This window comes from Vibrio sp. Y10_XG_PY6 (assembly GCF_024181795.1).
Lineage (GTDB): Bacteria > Pseudomonadota > Gammaproteobacteria > Enterobacterales > Vibrionaceae > Vibrio > Vibrio diabolicus.
This window is the reverse complement of record NZ_JAMZAQ010000004.1, coordinates 60270-75588: the sequence shown is the minus strand read 5'-3', so window position 1 is coordinate 75588 and position 15319 is coordinate 60270. Positions and strand designations below refer to the sequence as shown.

Here is a 15319-nt window from a genome sequence, read left to right as displayed (position 1 = left end):
GTGCATTAAATTTCGATTTTAGGTAATATTGTATAGCCATTCCCACGATTGGGAATGGCTCATCGTGATTCAGAATTAGCTTGAGGGCGCGTTTTCGCTGGTAGTATTAGAAAACTCGCCGCGTTCTTCTAATCGACCTTCCAAATGGGCTTTCTTGATAAGCGTTTCTTGTAGAAGGGCAGCAGTTTTCTCAAGTTCTTTTCTCATATTCTGATTTTCAGATTTAAGCTTCGCATTGTTGTCTTCCAATACAGCATTGTCGCGCTGGTAACTGAAAGATGCATCGGCACTATCCTGTAACTCAGAGACTTTGTTTTTCAACTTTTTTACTTCGACAGTTAAGCGATCATTATCACTTGTGAGATCAGTTAATTGTCGCGGAAGTTCTTGTAGCTCTGCTAGCTTGTCTTGTAGTTCTTCTACTAGCTCACCTGATTGGATTGCTTGTTGTTTCCTTTGCTCAGAAAGGTGTTCTGCTATCTTCACTCGATTTTCGACTACAGTCGCAATGTCTTGTTCGACTGATTGCCATAGAGCAGTAATATCAAGCTTTAGAGCCGCTTCAAGGGGCGCAGTAAACCATTCAGGAACTTCTCGCAATTTATGATCGAGGTTAGATTGTTGAGACTCCAACACATTAAAAGCGATCTGTGCTTTTAAGTATCTACCGCCGACGGCCGTTTGCAATTGTGCGGGGTTCTGGAAGGGCTTTCCTTCCGCTATTGCTTGACTGTATTTTTCATAGAACAGTTCAAAAGGTTTCCCTTTTTCAGGGTTTTGCCCGATGTTAATTAGATCATGCTCGAACTTTAGCTTTGCTTTTGGAAGTAAGTCAGTTGCGTTAGTTTGTAAGTTAGTATCAATATTCATTTACTTACATACCCCTAGTACGATTGGTTATTTGCTTGTTCATCGAGCCATGACTCAATAGTTTCACGCTTCCATCCGACAACTCTTGGACTGATTGCACAAGCCGCAGGGAGACGACCTTCTTTTCTCCAACGCCAGACTGTTACTTTGCTTATGCTCAAGTACGTAGCCAACTCACTAACTCTTATAAAATTACTATCTATCATTTTTATTCTTCTCATTTTTGTTTTTATGTTTCTGTTTGATGTAATCGTATGAAAACAAACGCAAGTGTTGTAGATTAAAGAAAAGACATAATGGGGTTTACACTGATGGATAAGGTAGCTGCGGTAGTACTTGAAAAGAAACTGGAGGACAACCTTAAGAAACTTGAAGCACGATCTAGAAGTGAAAACAAAAAGCTAACTCAAAAGAAGAGTCCAAATGGTATATCTGTTATTGAAGCATTTGATGTTGATTTAGAGTTAGAAGTGTCTGAAGTGTTAATGTTAAATCTTCGTTTTCTTAAGACTTTTGCGGATCGAAAGCCGAATACCATTAAGGAGTTCGTTCGTTTTGCAGGAGGGTTGTCTGCATCAATTGATAAGCTTATTAGCTTCAGAACCCCAACATCGAATCTCTCACCAAAAGGATTACTTCAAGATCAAAACGATGAAGTTATCGAATACATTGATGTGATTGAGCAAATGCTCGTTAAAGCGAAGGGATTGACACCTCAAAGGCCATCATCTGACAATACTCAAACAAAACACACTACTTTGGCTTTACCTTTCTGTGCGCTTTGCTACAAACGAGTGAATCAGTCTCCATACTATTGTCGAGATCATCACTCTTCTAGGAGTGCTTTAGCATATAAGAAAGCCACAAGAAGATTGATTTCTGCCGTCTATCGCCATAGTGATGATGAAGATGCGCAAAGTAAGCTAGAAGACTATAAACAAGGTAAAGAACGCTTGGATGCAAGAACTCTTTATTCTTGGCTTAACTTATTCTCAGTAGAGCCGCGATTGGTGATGTCTGAGCTACTCAAACTGGATCGAGACAACGCAGGCTGGCAAAGCTATGCGAAAGCTATACTGGCATTTGCACGGGAGCATTACCCACATGCTTACGAGCAAATTAATGATATCGACAACATTACTTCTTGCTACGACGATTGGATTGTAAACGTTGCAAGGGTGCTAGGAGGGGACGTTGAGGCAAACTTGTGGAAAATTAAGGATGCTCTGATCTGGTTAAAGAGTGCGAATAACATTCAAAAATCGTTGACACTCCTAAACTGTATACGCAGATATGAAGCGTTTATGATAGTTAATAATTTCCCCGTTTTAAGCGGAGCGAAACAAGGCACCAATCCTAACATAGCGAAGCGTGAACAGTTGAAACAGCTATTAAAAGAAAGAGATGATGACCCATCTCTTACGATGAATGAGATTGCGAGAATATTAGGTGTGTCACGAACTGCTGTATACAAATTGAAGAATAAAATTATTTAGCACTAGAAGGTCAACTATAATAATTTGATTGTCAAATAGGTAAATAACTAAATGTATTCATGCTGGCAAGCAGCATGATTTTTCGTGGAATAGTGTCTCTATTAAATGCCTTGAGTTTTCTTGTTTGAATAATAATTGTTTTTATATTGTCGTTTTTATTCATTGGTTATTAATCCTTGGACCTAAATAAGGCTACATTCCCTCAAAAAAATATGTTATAACTATTATGACTGTTATAACTATTATAACGGTTATAGCTTTAATATAAGGAGCAAGACCGAAAAATTAAAAATAAATGAGCAAAGTTTACTCTTGTTGATTTTTTTTTGTTGTCGCAGAGCGCAATTGCTGTGTCGCAAAAGACAGTTTTAGTGCTTCGTGTGACACTTTTTTATTTGTTCGCACGTAGCGCAAGCTTTCGTGCAGAGACGTTTGTCTGCTTCGTCTGCAATGTAATTTTCGTGCATCGAAAAAATCCGCTTTGCTCTTCATCGGATTTTTAGGGATAACTAAAGTAGTTTATTTTTTCCAGAAAGCCTTTATCCATAAGGGTGACTAGTATTACTTTAGGGATATAAATAGGTAAGTTCAGGACTGAAAATGTTCAGAACAGTGTTCAAACATAACTTGTTTTTTCATATTAAAAAGCAAAAAAACAAAAAACAAAAAAGTTAATGTAGTTATAAATTTACGAGAACAGTGTTCTTGATAATACCGATAACGATTTAATTTTGTATTGATCTCACTAGAAGCACTGTAGTGCCTATTTCCCCACCTGTTCAGAGTTACCTATCTATTGGCGCAGAGTTAGCTAGGCTACAGAGCTTAGCTCTGTAGCTTTTCTATTAAGAGTGAACATTGCTCTACTTCGTTAGTCAGTTAATCCTAGCCTAGATTCAAACTCTTTTTTGGACAGAAATGTGTCAGTGATTCTTCTAATTTAGCTACCCATGAATAACTTTTCGTATCCCAAAACGCAATCAGGCACCGCTGTTCGCAGTACCTGAGATGGAAGCTTTTGGGCAGAGCCATCTTAGAATTTTTAATTAATGTAGCAAAATACAGTAGATATGGAAAAACCCTTACTCCATGAGCAAGATTTCTATACCAAAATAAAACATCTCCGTAAGTGGAATAACTATATATTAGCCATTATTCATCCATGCATGGATTTTACTCTCTATTGACTTTGCATCCAAACTTCCATTTAGTCCATCCTCAGTAATTATAAGATTCCCAAGAACCTCTGATATTCCTGCACTTTCATAATTCTCCTTTTTCTTACTCCAATTATATTCATATGCTTTATCGTTTAGCATTCCAAGGTGCTCTAAATAAGCGATTCTTCCTTGGTGTCGAAGAGTAAAGTCAGGAATATAGGTTTTTCCACGAACATTTAATGGCTTTTCATAAAAATACTCTATATTCATCATAGCAAGAATATTAGCCACGATTACTTCAGACTTTGATCTAACCATCTCACCACGAATCGTCTTATGGATCAATTTTTCTTCAAAGTATCGTTTTTGCTTATTAAACTCTATCTCAATAATATTTGGAGTTTCAAATAAGTCTGTATATCGTTGTTTGGTATCCGAATACCAATCATTTGTATACTGGACTAATTCCTGGATTGACAAATCACTTAATACAGTCAATTTTTCTCTTTGCCGAGACAACGCAGTATACAAAAGTTCCTTTGTAACAAATGAACTTTTACCATTAACGACTACCATAGTTTTGCCAAAACTAGAACCTTGAGATTTGTGAACAGTAAGAGCATAAGCAAGTTCTAACTTAGAGTCGTTATTATCACCACCAAAATCACTTTTTGTATAAGAAAACAATTTCCCCTCAAATGAACCAAAACGGAACTTATACCATTTAGTATTTCTATCTGTTTTGCCATAGTGACTTGGGTAACTTGCCATAATACCAATTTCACCATTTGCAATATATTCTTTTCCCGATGATCCATCCCAAAAATCTACCTCACCATTTACATTAGATATAACTTTATCTCCATAAACAATATTTTGAACGGATTGAGGGTTGTTTTTTGACCAAGCGTATGAATTCCATTTATCAACAATATCTTGACGATATTTCTGATGAATTTGATTGTTTAAATAATAGCTTCCCGTACCAATGAATTTTGTTGGAGATAAAATTTGCCAGTTTTCTATACATTTACTGGTTGGATAATTTGTATACTTATCTACAGTAGCTCCCAAGCTTTTGTTAAATCCATCAATATCACATTCATCTGTCATGTCTGCAATTTCAACTAACTCTTTTAATAACAATTTATCCAACTCATCTAAATTGTAATATTGAATATATTTAAGGCGACTATCTGTTTCTTTGTTTTGAATACGGTAAATTACATCTTTATCCACTGAGTCCGAACTAGAGAATATTTGAGCAAATGATAAATCATCTCCACCTGAGCCTTGCCTCATCTCTGTTTTCAATGTTGCAACATTTTCGGGATATGAAGTATCTAAATAATTAATAAAATCAACAAATGGACGTCCTGCTCCTATTGGAGGTAATTGACTTGGATCTCCTATAAAAATAATTCTTTGAGCATGAGGATCAACAAGCTTTAATATGCCAGCAAACATATCTTCAGTAAGCATTGAACTTTCATCGATAATTACTGTTTTGGCAACACTCGAACTAGGTCGGCTCGGCATTTCATAAGCCATTGTGTTCCAGCTGAAACCATTTGAACGAATTAAAAACTGTGCCACTGTCATAAACTCAGCTATAACATTATTCTTCTTAAACGAATTCTCGAGTTGAACTCTTGCTTTCCCAGTAGGAGTCAATGCTAATACTCCACCTGCATTAACTTCTTTAGAGGAAGCAAAAATTCCCAATGCTGACGTTTTACCCGTTCCTGCTCTTCCCAATAAGACAGATACCTTAGATGATTCGAGAGTCCTTAACGCTGTCGCCTTTTCATTACGAGCCTGTTCATCTTTTTCTTTATTATTTTCTTCGAGTTGTCCAAATAATCCATCAATGACTTCTTTCCAGTTTTGATTAGTTGGTAAGCTAGTACCTAAACGGCTACTCACTATATCGACTACCACTTGTTTATAATCTTGATATTCTTTTAGTTTTATGTATTCGTTTTCTACATCAATGTACAACTCACCTTCCTGCAAGAACCTTAGAACACCTTCAATCTTTTCTGTTTGAAAATCTGTTTTATTATCTAATGGCAAATTATTTATTTTTTCGACAAGTTGATCATAACTAAGTAAAGTATGCCCTTGATTTGCAGCTTGGACTAAAACAAATATCACCATAGCTCTAAATCGGCGTTTATCACTATTAGTTCTCATTTTTGTTGGTTTATTGAGTGGATACTTATTATTCACCAAAGAATTAACAAACATTGCATTGTCGATTTGAGAAATTGTAATTTGATGAATGTCTTTCTCTTTTCGCGTAAGTTCGAATAAAAGATATGGGTTTCCAACAATTTCTTCCGCACAGCTCTTCAGATTAGTCCAAACAAAAATCGCTTGTTCAATAGAAAGGTTCAATCGGGATAAAAGCTCAAAGAATTGAGTTTTGTTTTCATCCATTAGTAAACCATAGAACTCATCCTCTTTATCAGCCAAGCTGTTATCCAATTGTTCGTTTCCAGTTTCTTTCTCACCTGAAAAGTATAAATTCAATTCAGAAATCAAATCATTTTCAGAAGTGTCAATAAATTTAGCAACATCAAAACCATATCTAACACCGAAAGCTGATAAAATGGAACCTAACCCTGGGAATATACCACGTTGATTCCAAACACTTTGTAATTGATTGTCAATATATTCAAGTTGAACATTAGCCCATTCATGATTGGCTTTTTTTAGCTTGATTTTAGCTATATTATTTAATGCAGTTTTCGCTTGATTTAGCACATCAATAGCTGCATCGTAACTAACCCATTCAGCTGCATAAGAAAATTCAGATCTAAAACCCGCCGCTTCAAACAGTGTGACTGTTGACACATCAAAGTCAGGGTGTTCTTTAACATAATCAGAAATTTCATGATATGGCATTAAAAAACCATCTTTGCCATTAACTCTTATTGAATGAGGAGTATTATTTTCCCAAATATAATTTTTTTCACTACTACTCTCATCAGACGCATACTCATGAATTTCAACATTCGCTATTATATTTCCTATTCCAGCTATTACACGTCTATTATCATCGATAAATGGAACTTGTTTGTAATATGGAAAAATCAATGAATTATTAGGGCTAACTCCTGAGAAAAAATATTCGAAAATACCTTTTTGTGATTTGCCATGTGATACCCATGAACTTGACCAGTTTAACATTCTTTCTGTTTTTTCTAAGTCAAAATAAAAGTTGTGATACTTTTGTTTTTGATTTGCATTGTCTTTTAAAGTCCATGAAAAAGGACGTAATAAGAATGAATAAGGCTCGACCTCAAAAGTTGTTTCTTCAAAGTGCTTGAACTTATCATTTCCACTTTTATATGGATGATTCATTTTAAGATAAAGTTTGGTATCACTCATAAATGCTGCATTTTCGGTGATCCAGCTTTGCATTTTTACTGACCCTACTTGCTCGTAACGTTCTCCATTATTTTTTTGCTCAAAATCCAAGTCACGTGATGTTGCAATATTTGGAATTACTTGAGCAGCAACATTATACCGAGGGTTATCATCTATTCGACCAGTATAATCATTGTCTTTCCATGGGATTCTTGTTGAAAAGTGTTGCACATGGCTTATTTTTAATTTATTTGTTTCAACCATTAATAGTCCCCTTCAAAAAATCCATTTCTCATCATATTTTAATTATTCAATTTCTATCAACGTTTTGATAATAAAGTATATCGATCTAAGTGCATAATCTAACATTAGCAAATGTAGGTCAATGCGAAGCAGGAAAACAGTGCCTAGAGTCTTAGGCTAAGAAGCTTTGGGGCAAAGGTGATTTAGGCAACCGAGAAGGATTTCTTCCGAGTTGCGAACCATAGTGCGCTCTTGAGCTTTAGCATTACACCAGATATCGCAAACAATTTAGTTGACCTTTTTACGACAGGTCTATTTCACTAAGTCATTTTACTTGAAACTCTTGGAGGATATGTGCTTTGGAAAGATTTCTGACTAACTTCTGCTCATATACTGTTTGGAGTATAAAAATCAAATATACTCTGTGAAGTATATTGTTTTAATATACCCCATAAAGTATATTTGCGCCATATACTTTATGGGGTATATGATGCATACTATCTTCATATCTAACTAAGGGTATCATAATGCTAGTCAACACACCGACAGCTCTCGGCAATGCGTTACGCGAAGCCCGAAAGGAAAGCGGCCTAAAGCAAACAGATCTTGGTCTGCGACAAGCAACAGTATCTAATTTTGAAAGCAACCCTGAAAAATCCACGATAGAAACATTGTTCAAGCTCCTGTCTATCAATGGACTAGAAATGCATATTGTGCCGAAAGGCAAGCACATTATTGAAACTAAAGGGGCTGTTGACGAATGGTGAATCGACTTCATGCTTACATGAATGGCGTAAAGGTTGGGGTACTTGAAAAGCGCACAAACGGCGCACATGTTTTCACTTACGATTCGGGTTGGGTTTTAGCACCAAATGGTCGTCCTATCTCGCTTTCTATGCCTCTCAGGAAGGATGCGTATACTGGCAGTGAGGTTATTAACTTCTTTGATAACTTACTGCCAGATAATCAACAGATACGAGATAGAATAGCTGCTCGCTATAAAGCAGATACTAAACAGCCATTCGACCTATTAGCTAAGGTTGGTCGAGATGCTGTAGGTGCTATCACGCTAGTTCCAGAGGGCTTTGATGTAGATGATCATCGAACCATAACCGCAAAGGCGTTATCCGAAAAGGAATTGGTTAGAATCCTAAAGGGATATATGGAGGGCGCTCCTTTGGGGATGCTGAAAGAGGAAGATGATTTTAGGATCTCGATAGCGGGAGCGCAGGAAAAGACAGCCTTACTGTTTCACGATGGAAGATGGATGCTACCACAGGGAATGACTCCAACTACGCATATTATCAAGCTGCCAATAGGTGAAATTGTTTCTCAGAACAATGTTATTGATTTGTCTGCTAGTGTAGATAATGAGTTGATTTGTATGAGGCTAGCAAAGGCGTTCGGCATTCAAACGGCAAACTGTGACATTATTCGTGCTGGTGATGTTCGTGCCTTGTCTGTTGAGCGATTTGACCGAAAATTATCTTCTGATAACAGCTATTACTTGCGCTTGCCCCATGAGGATTTTTGCCAGGCAAAAGGGATTCCCTCAGCTAGAAAATATGAAATTGACGGTGGTATCGGCATAGAAGAATCTATTGATATTTTGCGATACTCATACGAAATCAACGATACCGTTACTTTTGCACGTTCTCAGATATTGTTTTGGCTACTAGCTGCCATTGACGGGCATGGAAAGAATTTCTCTGTAAGTATAGCCGCATCTGGTCGATATCAGCTTGCACCACTGTATGACATTATCTCGGCACATCCACTGACAGGTGGGCGTGGTTTGAGTGAGCGTAAGATCAAGATGGCAATGAGCTTACGTGGCACTAGTGGGCGAAAATGGAAGTGGCACCAACTTCAACCGCGCCATTTCGAAGATACCTTTCACACTATGAACGTCCCGAACATAAGGCGAGAAAAGGTTCGCTTATTGCTTGATGAGTTTGAATCGACGGCAAGGGCGGTGATTGATTCTGTCGGAAACTCGCTACCACCTGATATCAATGAAAGCGTAAGAGATAAGATATTTAACGGTGTCTTAAAGACAGTTAAGAAGATTCAATTGACAAAAAAATAAATCAGTATTTAAAGAAAAGCCTCACAGTCGTGCAAGTTATTACACGACTGTTTTGATATTTTTGGGGATGGTCAAGCTACCGCTCGCTTTGTTAGTTGTCAGCCACGCCTGTAACTCGAAAGGGCAATGGCTTGGTTGTGATTGAGCTATCGAGTCTTTCTTGGCACTTATCGTAGATAAAATTAGTTGTATTAGGAGGTAAGGCTCTTTTTCTTCCAAGGAAGCTCTCTCTCAAAAAATACTAGCTTATAATCTTCAAGGCGTGAATTGAGCGCCTTTTCCCATAGTTCAAGTCCCAATCGTTTTTCATCAATGTACTCATACATATCATAGTGCCTACCAGATACATCATTGATAGCATGCCCCTGTATACGATCACGGTACTCTTTGGGAATCTTGATTTCCCCTCCCAATGTTTTTACTGTTCTCCGAAAGTCCCTAGCGACAAAAGGCCTAATTTTTGTAACTTTTTTGTAAGTTAGCAGTGCTTGAGCAATAGTGTTGGTAGGCATATGTTCATTTGAATTTGTTTTCTTAAAGAAAACAAATGGGCTACCAATAGTAGCCGTTTGTTCTCTGATTTCTTCTAGTATTTGGATTGCAGAGTTAGTCAGAGGAAGCATGTGATTTTTCTTTGTTTTTTGGAAAGCTTCGCTGACAAGAACAGTTTTTTGATCAAAATTTATGTGCGACCATTTGATCGTTACCACTTCGTGAGGTCGTTGCCCTCCCAAGTAAAAACAAAGCCTTAGCACTTGTCTGGTTTGGTATGCAAGGTTTAAATCATCAAATCTATGTTCCATGTCATAAAGTAATTGGGTTACTTCATTCCAAGATAGGAAGTGTGAACCAATTTTTTCAGGTTGTTTTGGTATTTTCGATATCGGATTGTGGTCAAGAGCGAATTTGGTTTCTCTTTTTCTGAATTTAGGGTTATTTTCGTACCCTAAAGCGAAGTTGAATGCCGCATGCAGAATGGAGCGAATTTTATTACTCTTGTCCACAAATCCTTCTTCAATTGGGATTGCTAATATGTCCAAAAAATCTTCAGTTTCAAAATCTTTCGCTTTTCGATGTATGTCGAGATGAGGGAACACATTTTTCACTATGAGCTGATATTCGTCTTCGTGACTACGATTTCCATTATCTTGTTTGTTCTGCTTATGGAACTCAATAAGTTGCTCAAAGGTGCCTAATTGATCTTTTTCACGTTCTGCTGTTTTCTTCTCTTCAGACTGCCTTTCTAGCTCATTTTTTGGATCTAATCCTTTAGAGAGCATTTCACTGTACTCGTTAGCTAGATCACGTGCTTTAGATAAAGTTAGAGCAGGGAACTTACCCAAAGCGATGAAAACTTCTTTCTTCTCTTTATGGTATTTGAACTTGAAGATCTTAGAACCTGCGGGAGTTACTTGAACAGTTAAGCGCCCAGTTCCTCTTTCGCCTGTACTATCTGGTTTATAGTAAGCAGTTTTTTTTGCAGGAAATGCTTCTATCTCCTTTACAGTTAACATATTAGTTACCTTGAATGAACTGCTATTAGCTAAACTTCGTAGTCGGCTATGTAGTCGGGTTACTGTTTAGTCTAGTGTAGCCAAATGTAACTATAAGTGATACTGTTATCTTATTTATTGTCATTAAATCGTTGATTTTAAATGGCAATGTAACTTTAGGTAATTGTGTGTAATCCTGTGACTACATCACTTCTAAGGATATGGTCATTGGTTCGAATCCAATAGGGCGTGCCATTTATTCAAAAGCCCCGATAACTCTTTGAGTTGTCGGGGCTTTGTCGATCTTGTCTCAAATGTATTAACTTAGCTCTGTTACATGAGCTTTATTTTGATGCTTAAACTCATGAAAAAAATAATTTTGACTGCATTGATTGTTAGTCTTTTAAGTGGGTGTGTCACACGCAAAGTTCGTGTTTTACCCCAAGCTATAAATATTACCCCAATTACTGATATTGCAATTAAAAACCTTAATTGCAGAATGGTTGACTCTTACACGATCGAGGATGTTCATCCAAACAATGTAGATCGTATACTTAAGAATCAAACTTACGCATCTGGTGGAAACCGATACCATATTGCAACTGTTCTAGATACTAGCCGTGGACGCCCATCTAGTGTTGTTGCGGAGCTTTATGACTGCCAGGTTGCCAAAATCAGTTTAGAAGCTGAGAAAGTTAAATTACTACCTGGTGCAAATGAAGTTCAACCCATCTCGTTTGCAGAAGTCGAAAACAATGAGTGCAAAGTGATTGGAAACAAAGTTGTATCAGAAAGCCAGAAAGGCTCTCTTTTTGATGAGTTGTCTAACCAAGTCTACATGGCGGGTGGTAATCGATATCATGTGACTAATATTATTGAGTCTGAAGGACAAACTCCAACATCTGTTTCTGCTGATATCTATCGTTGCAAGCACCGTTCAGTTGCCTTCAACTAACAAAAAGCGCTGGCTAACCAGCGCTTTTGCATTTACTAAGGGCATTACATCTTTTTAAAGATGATGGAGGTGTTGATGCCTCCAAAGGCGAAGTTGTTACTCATCAAATATTTCACGTCCAGCTCTCGGCCTTGTCCGGCGATGTAGTCTAAATCGCCACATTGCTCGTCGAGGTTTTCTAGGTTGAGCGTTGGGTTGAACCAACCCGTGTGCATCATTTCTAAACCTAGCCACGCTTCAATTGCGCCACACGCGCCTAGTGTGTGGCCAAAGTAGCTCTTGAGTGAACTGATTGGCACTTTGCCCAGAGCATTCGCTGTTGCGTTGCTTTCTGCAATATCACCGCGGTCGGTGGCAGTGCCGTGAGCAGATACATAGTCGATCTTCTCCGCAGGAATGCCCGCGTTTTGCAAAGCCATTTCCATACAGATTTGCATGGTTTCCATCTGTGGTTGAGTGACGTGTGCGGCATCACAGTTGCTGGCAAAACCGATGATTTCTGCATAGATTTTCGCGCCACGAGCGATGGCGTGTTCGTACTCTTCCAGAACCAGCGTTCCCGCACCTTCACCAATCACCAAACCATCGCGATCGGAGTCATAAGGTCTTGGTGTGCTTTTCGGGTCTTCATTCTTCAGACTGGTGGCAAAAAGGGTATCGAAGACAGCGGATTCCGTTGGGCACAATTCTTCAGCGCCACCAGCAACCATTACCGTTTGGTAGCCGTGTTTGATCGCTTCGTAGGCATAGCCGATTGCTTGGCTGCCAGAGGTACATGCACTGCTGGTTGGGATCACTCGGCCTTTCAAACCGAAAAATAGACCAACGTTCACTGCCGTAGTATGCGGCATCATCTGCACGTAAGTCGTTGCGGTGATCGCTTTAGTGGTTTTCTCATTCAGCATGACACCAAATGCGCCGATTGCGTCGGTACTGCCTGTTGATGAGCCGTATGCGATACCCGTTTGACCGTTGGTTAGCACGTCGTTACCAATCAAACCTGCTTGGCTTAGTGCGTTTTCTGTTGCGACGGTCGCTAATTTGGAAACACGCCCCATGCCGCGTACTTGTTTGCGCTTGTAGTGCTTTGGGAGTTCAAAATTTAAAATGGGTGCCGCGAGCTTGGTGTTCAAGCCATCATACTGTTCGTAAGAAGGCATGTATTGCGTCGCGTTCTGGCAGTCACGCAGTTTTGGTTCGACAGACTGCCAATCGTTACCAAACGCAGTCACACCCGACATTCCGGTTACAACAACTCGACGGCTCATACTAGGCCTCCGTTTACCGAAATGACTTGGCGAGTTACATAGCCTGCGATGTCAGACATAAGGTAACTGACTAAACCAGCAACTTCTTGTGGCTCTCCCATGCGGCGCAAAGGAATTTGCGGCATCGCGTGTTCTTTTACGTGTTCATCTACCATGCCTGTGTTGATAAGCCCTGGAGCAACGCAGTTGACGGTGATTTTGCGTTTTGCCAGTTCAAGCGCGAGTGATTTTGTTGCACCAATTACGCCCGCTTTCGCTGCGCTGTAGTTAGTTTGACCACGATTCCCCATTAGGCCAGAGACTGATGCAAGCGTAACAATTCGGCCGCCTTTACGCTTTTGCACCATAGGCATAACACAAGGGTGAAGAACGTTGTAGAAGCTATCTAGGTTGGTATGAATCACGCCATCCCATTCTTCTTCGGTCATCGCAGGGAAAGCGGTATCTTTTGTGATGCCAGCGTTGTTTACGACGCCATAGTAAGCGCCGTGTTCGGCGATATCGGCTTCTAGCTTCTCACGACAATCTGCACGGTCACTGATGTCGAATTGGATAAGACGACCGCTACCACCATGCTGTTCGATAGTGTTTAGGGTGTCTTGCGCGCCTTGTTGATCGCCCATGTAATGGACAATGACTTGGAAACCATCTTTGGCTAATTGAACGGCAATGGCTTTACCGATGCCTTTGCTGGCACCTGTAACGAGGACTTGTCGGGTCATTGTTGACTCCTGATTTTCATTTCTTGTAATTTTTCTTCTGATGGAACGTAAACGTTCAATTGGCAAGTCGCTACAACAGTTCCTTGTAGCTCAATACGGGCTGAAAAAACCGCCATACCGTTATCTTCCATAACTTTTTCAGCATACACATCGAGCACCTGTCCGCGAGAAAACGTATCGCATTCAGACGTGTATCGACGGCTACCAAGTAAAAAGCCAATCGGTGGCGCTTGTTCTTTCATTAATGCGTGGTAACCAGACCACGCCGCGACAGATTGCGCCATAAACTCAATGCCAACGTAAGCTGGCACAGTTTGAGAGGCCGAGTCGAAGAACGGGTTGTGTTCTGCGATATCAACCTGGCAGTGAATCGTATCTTGTTGAACATCTAAAGCACGATCGACCAAGATCATTGGTTTGTCGTGTGGCAAAAGTTGTTCGATGGGAGGAAGTTTAGTCATGAGCGTAACCAAAAATAAGACTAATATTATTGCCACCAAAAGCAAAAGAGTTGCTGAGAATCGCTTTGTTACCCAGTTTGGTTGGCGTCTCAACTAACGATATATGGATATCGTCTGCCTTGGTTTCGCAGTGTTGTATTGGCAAATCAAGGTTGTACTTGAGAATATGCCAAGCGATCGCGGCTTCCGTTGCACTCGCTGCGCCTAATGTGTGTCCGGTGAGTGGCTTTGTCGAGCTTACGGGAACGGAGTCTCCAAAGCAGCGATGAATGGCTTTGCTTTCCATCGCATCGTTTAACGGCGTTGCTGTGCCATGCGCGTTGATGTAACCAATGTCTTGCGCTGTAAGTCCTGCATTGGCCAACGCTTTTTTCATCGCTTCTTCTGCGCCTAACCCTTCTGGGTGTGGTGCGGAAATGTGGTGCGCGTCTGAGCTATCGCCAGCTCCAAGAAGAGCAACGGGTGCAGGTGTTTTGCTTAGCAACATTAATGCTGCGGCTTCGCCGATATTGATGCCGTTACGATGTTGGTCAAATGGTTTGCAAAGAGTATCGGATAGAGCTTCTAAACCGTTAAAGCCGTTTAGTGTGAGGCGACAAATGGTATCTACACCACCCACAATAACCGCATCAACAATGCCAGAGCGAATCAGGCGCTGCGCGGTTAAAAAGACACGGCCACTAGAAGAACAGGCGGTTGAAACTGAGTAATGTGGGCCGCTCAAATCAAAGTAGGCGGCAATAAAATCGCTGCAGTTACCAAGCTCTTGTTTGGTGTAATGGTAGTCGGCAGGAAAATTACCGTTTGCCAGCTTTTCGCCAAATGCGATTTCGCCATCTGAAATGCCAGATGTGCTGGTGCCGATCACGACTGCGATACGGTCACGGCCATATTTAGCAATGGCGTCACGCACGTCGCCTTCGATTTGCTGTAAAGCCGAAAGTGCGAGGCGGTTGTTTCTCGTATCAAACTGGCTGAGTGCGGTCGGTAATTGCGGTAACGTCTGTGCAATTCGACCGATTACTGTTTGGCGGCCTGAATTTAAAATATCTTGGTCAACCAACATGTTGGATGGCTTCGCTCCCGATAAACACTGGTGGATGAGCGCGTCATCTTGTCCCATGGCAGAGTGAAAGCCACAGGCCTGAATATACAAAGGTTGAGAAGAGCGAATAGGCATATTGTTA

12 protein-coding genes are annotated in these 15319 nt (G+C 40.0%); 4 read left to right on the top strand and 8 right to left on the bottom strand.

The genetic code is table 11. From position 1 onward, the window contains the following. Positions 1 to 75 precede the first annotated feature (75 nt). Together NL644_RS18875 and NL644_RS18870 are read right to left on the bottom strand one after the other, a co-directional pair. Positions 76 to 870: a hypothetical protein gene (locus tag NL644_RS18875; protein ID WP_013571352.1), complete on the bottom strand. Its 795-nt coding sequence runs from the start codon at positions 868 to 870 to the stop codon at positions 76 to 78. Positions 871 to 884: 14 nt separating this feature from the next. Next, positions 885 to 1076, bottom strand: a complete 192-nt coding sequence (locus tag NL644_RS18870; protein WP_072612274.1) for an AlpA family transcriptional regulator — start codon at positions 1074 to 1076, stop codon at positions 885 to 887. Positions 1077 to 1181: 105 nt separating this feature from the next. On the opposite strand from NL644_RS18870, the gene NL644_RS18865 reads away from it, so the two are divergent. After that, positions 1182 to 2366: a hypothetical protein gene (locus NL644_RS18865; RefSeq protein WP_114322628.1), complete on the top strand. Its 1185-nt coding sequence runs from the start codon at positions 1182 to 1184 to the stop codon at positions 2364 to 2366. A 1145-nt stretch (positions 2367 to 3511) separates the two neighbouring features. Here NL644_RS18865 and NL644_RS18860 read toward each other — a convergent pair. Further along, positions 3512 to 7165, bottom strand: coding sequence for an ATP-dependent RecD-like DNA helicase (locus NL644_RS18860; RefSeq protein ID WP_114322576.1), 3654 nt, complete (start codon positions 7163 to 7165; stop codon positions 3512 to 3514). 506 nt (positions 7166 to 7671) lie between these two features. Here NL644_RS18860 and NL644_RS18855 point away from each other — a divergent pair. Then, positions 7672 to 7911, top strand: a complete 240-nt coding sequence (locus NL644_RS18855) for a helix-turn-helix domain-containing protein (protein WP_025787161.1) — start codon at positions 7672 to 7674, stop codon at positions 7909 to 7911. Further along, positions 7905 to 9233 (top strand): type II toxin-antitoxin system HipA family toxin, encoded by a 1329-nt coding sequence (locus tag NL644_RS18850; protein ID WP_114322575.1) that lies wholly within the window; start codon positions 7905 to 7907, stop codon positions 9231 to 9233. The genes NL644_RS18855 and NL644_RS18850 overlap by 7 nt, the downstream gene beginning before the upstream one ends. Positions 9234 to 9424: 191 nt before the next feature. Here the strand turns inward: NL644_RS18850 and NL644_RS18845 are convergent, their stop codons facing one another. Beyond that, positions 9425 to 10747 (bottom strand): site-specific integrase, encoded by a 1323-nt coding sequence (locus NL644_RS18845; protein ID WP_140087470.1) that lies wholly within the window; start codon positions 10745 to 10747, stop codon positions 9425 to 9427. A 343-nt stretch (positions 10748 to 11090) separates the two neighbouring features. Between NL644_RS18845 and NL644_RS18840 the strand changes: the two genes are divergently transcribed. Then, entirely contained in the window at positions 11091 to 11681 is a 591-nt protein-coding gene (locus NL644_RS18840; RefSeq protein ID WP_114322627.1) for a membrane lipoprotein lipid attachment site-containing protein, read from the top strand. Positions 11682 to 11725: 44 nt separating this feature from the next. Here NL644_RS18840 and NL644_RS18835 read toward each other — a convergent pair whose 3' ends face one another. From NL644_RS18835 to NL644_RS18820, 4 genes are read right to left on the bottom strand one after another with little or no spacing between them, the layout of a single operon-like run. After that, the gene (locus tag NL644_RS18835) at positions 11726 to 12949 is read right to left on the bottom strand and encodes a beta-ketoacyl-ACP synthase (RefSeq protein WP_114322573.1); all 1224 of its coding nucleotides are present in this window, start codon (positions 12947 to 12949) and stop codon (positions 11726 to 11728) included. Next, on the bottom strand, positions 12946 to 13671 hold the full coding sequence (fabG, locus tag NL644_RS18830; RefSeq protein WP_114322572.1) for a 3-oxoacyl-ACP reductase FabG: 726 nt from the start codon (positions 13669 to 13671) through the stop codon (positions 12946 to 12948). Before fabG ends, NL644_RS18835 begins: the two co-directional genes overlap by 4 nt. Continuing rightward, entirely contained in the window at positions 13668 to 14132 is a 465-nt protein-coding gene (locus NL644_RS18825; RefSeq protein ID WP_017634799.1) for a hotdog family protein, read from the bottom strand. The genes fabG and NL644_RS18825 overlap by 4 nt, the downstream gene beginning before the upstream one ends. Next, the gene (locus tag NL644_RS18820) at positions 14125 to 15312 is read right to left on the bottom strand and encodes a beta-ketoacyl-[acyl-carrier-protein] synthase family protein (RefSeq protein WP_114322571.1); all 1188 of its coding nucleotides are present in this window, start codon (positions 15310 to 15312) and stop codon (positions 14125 to 14127) included. Before NL644_RS18820 ends, NL644_RS18825 begins: the two co-directional genes overlap by 8 nt. Positions 15313 to 15319: the final 7 nt, after the last annotated feature.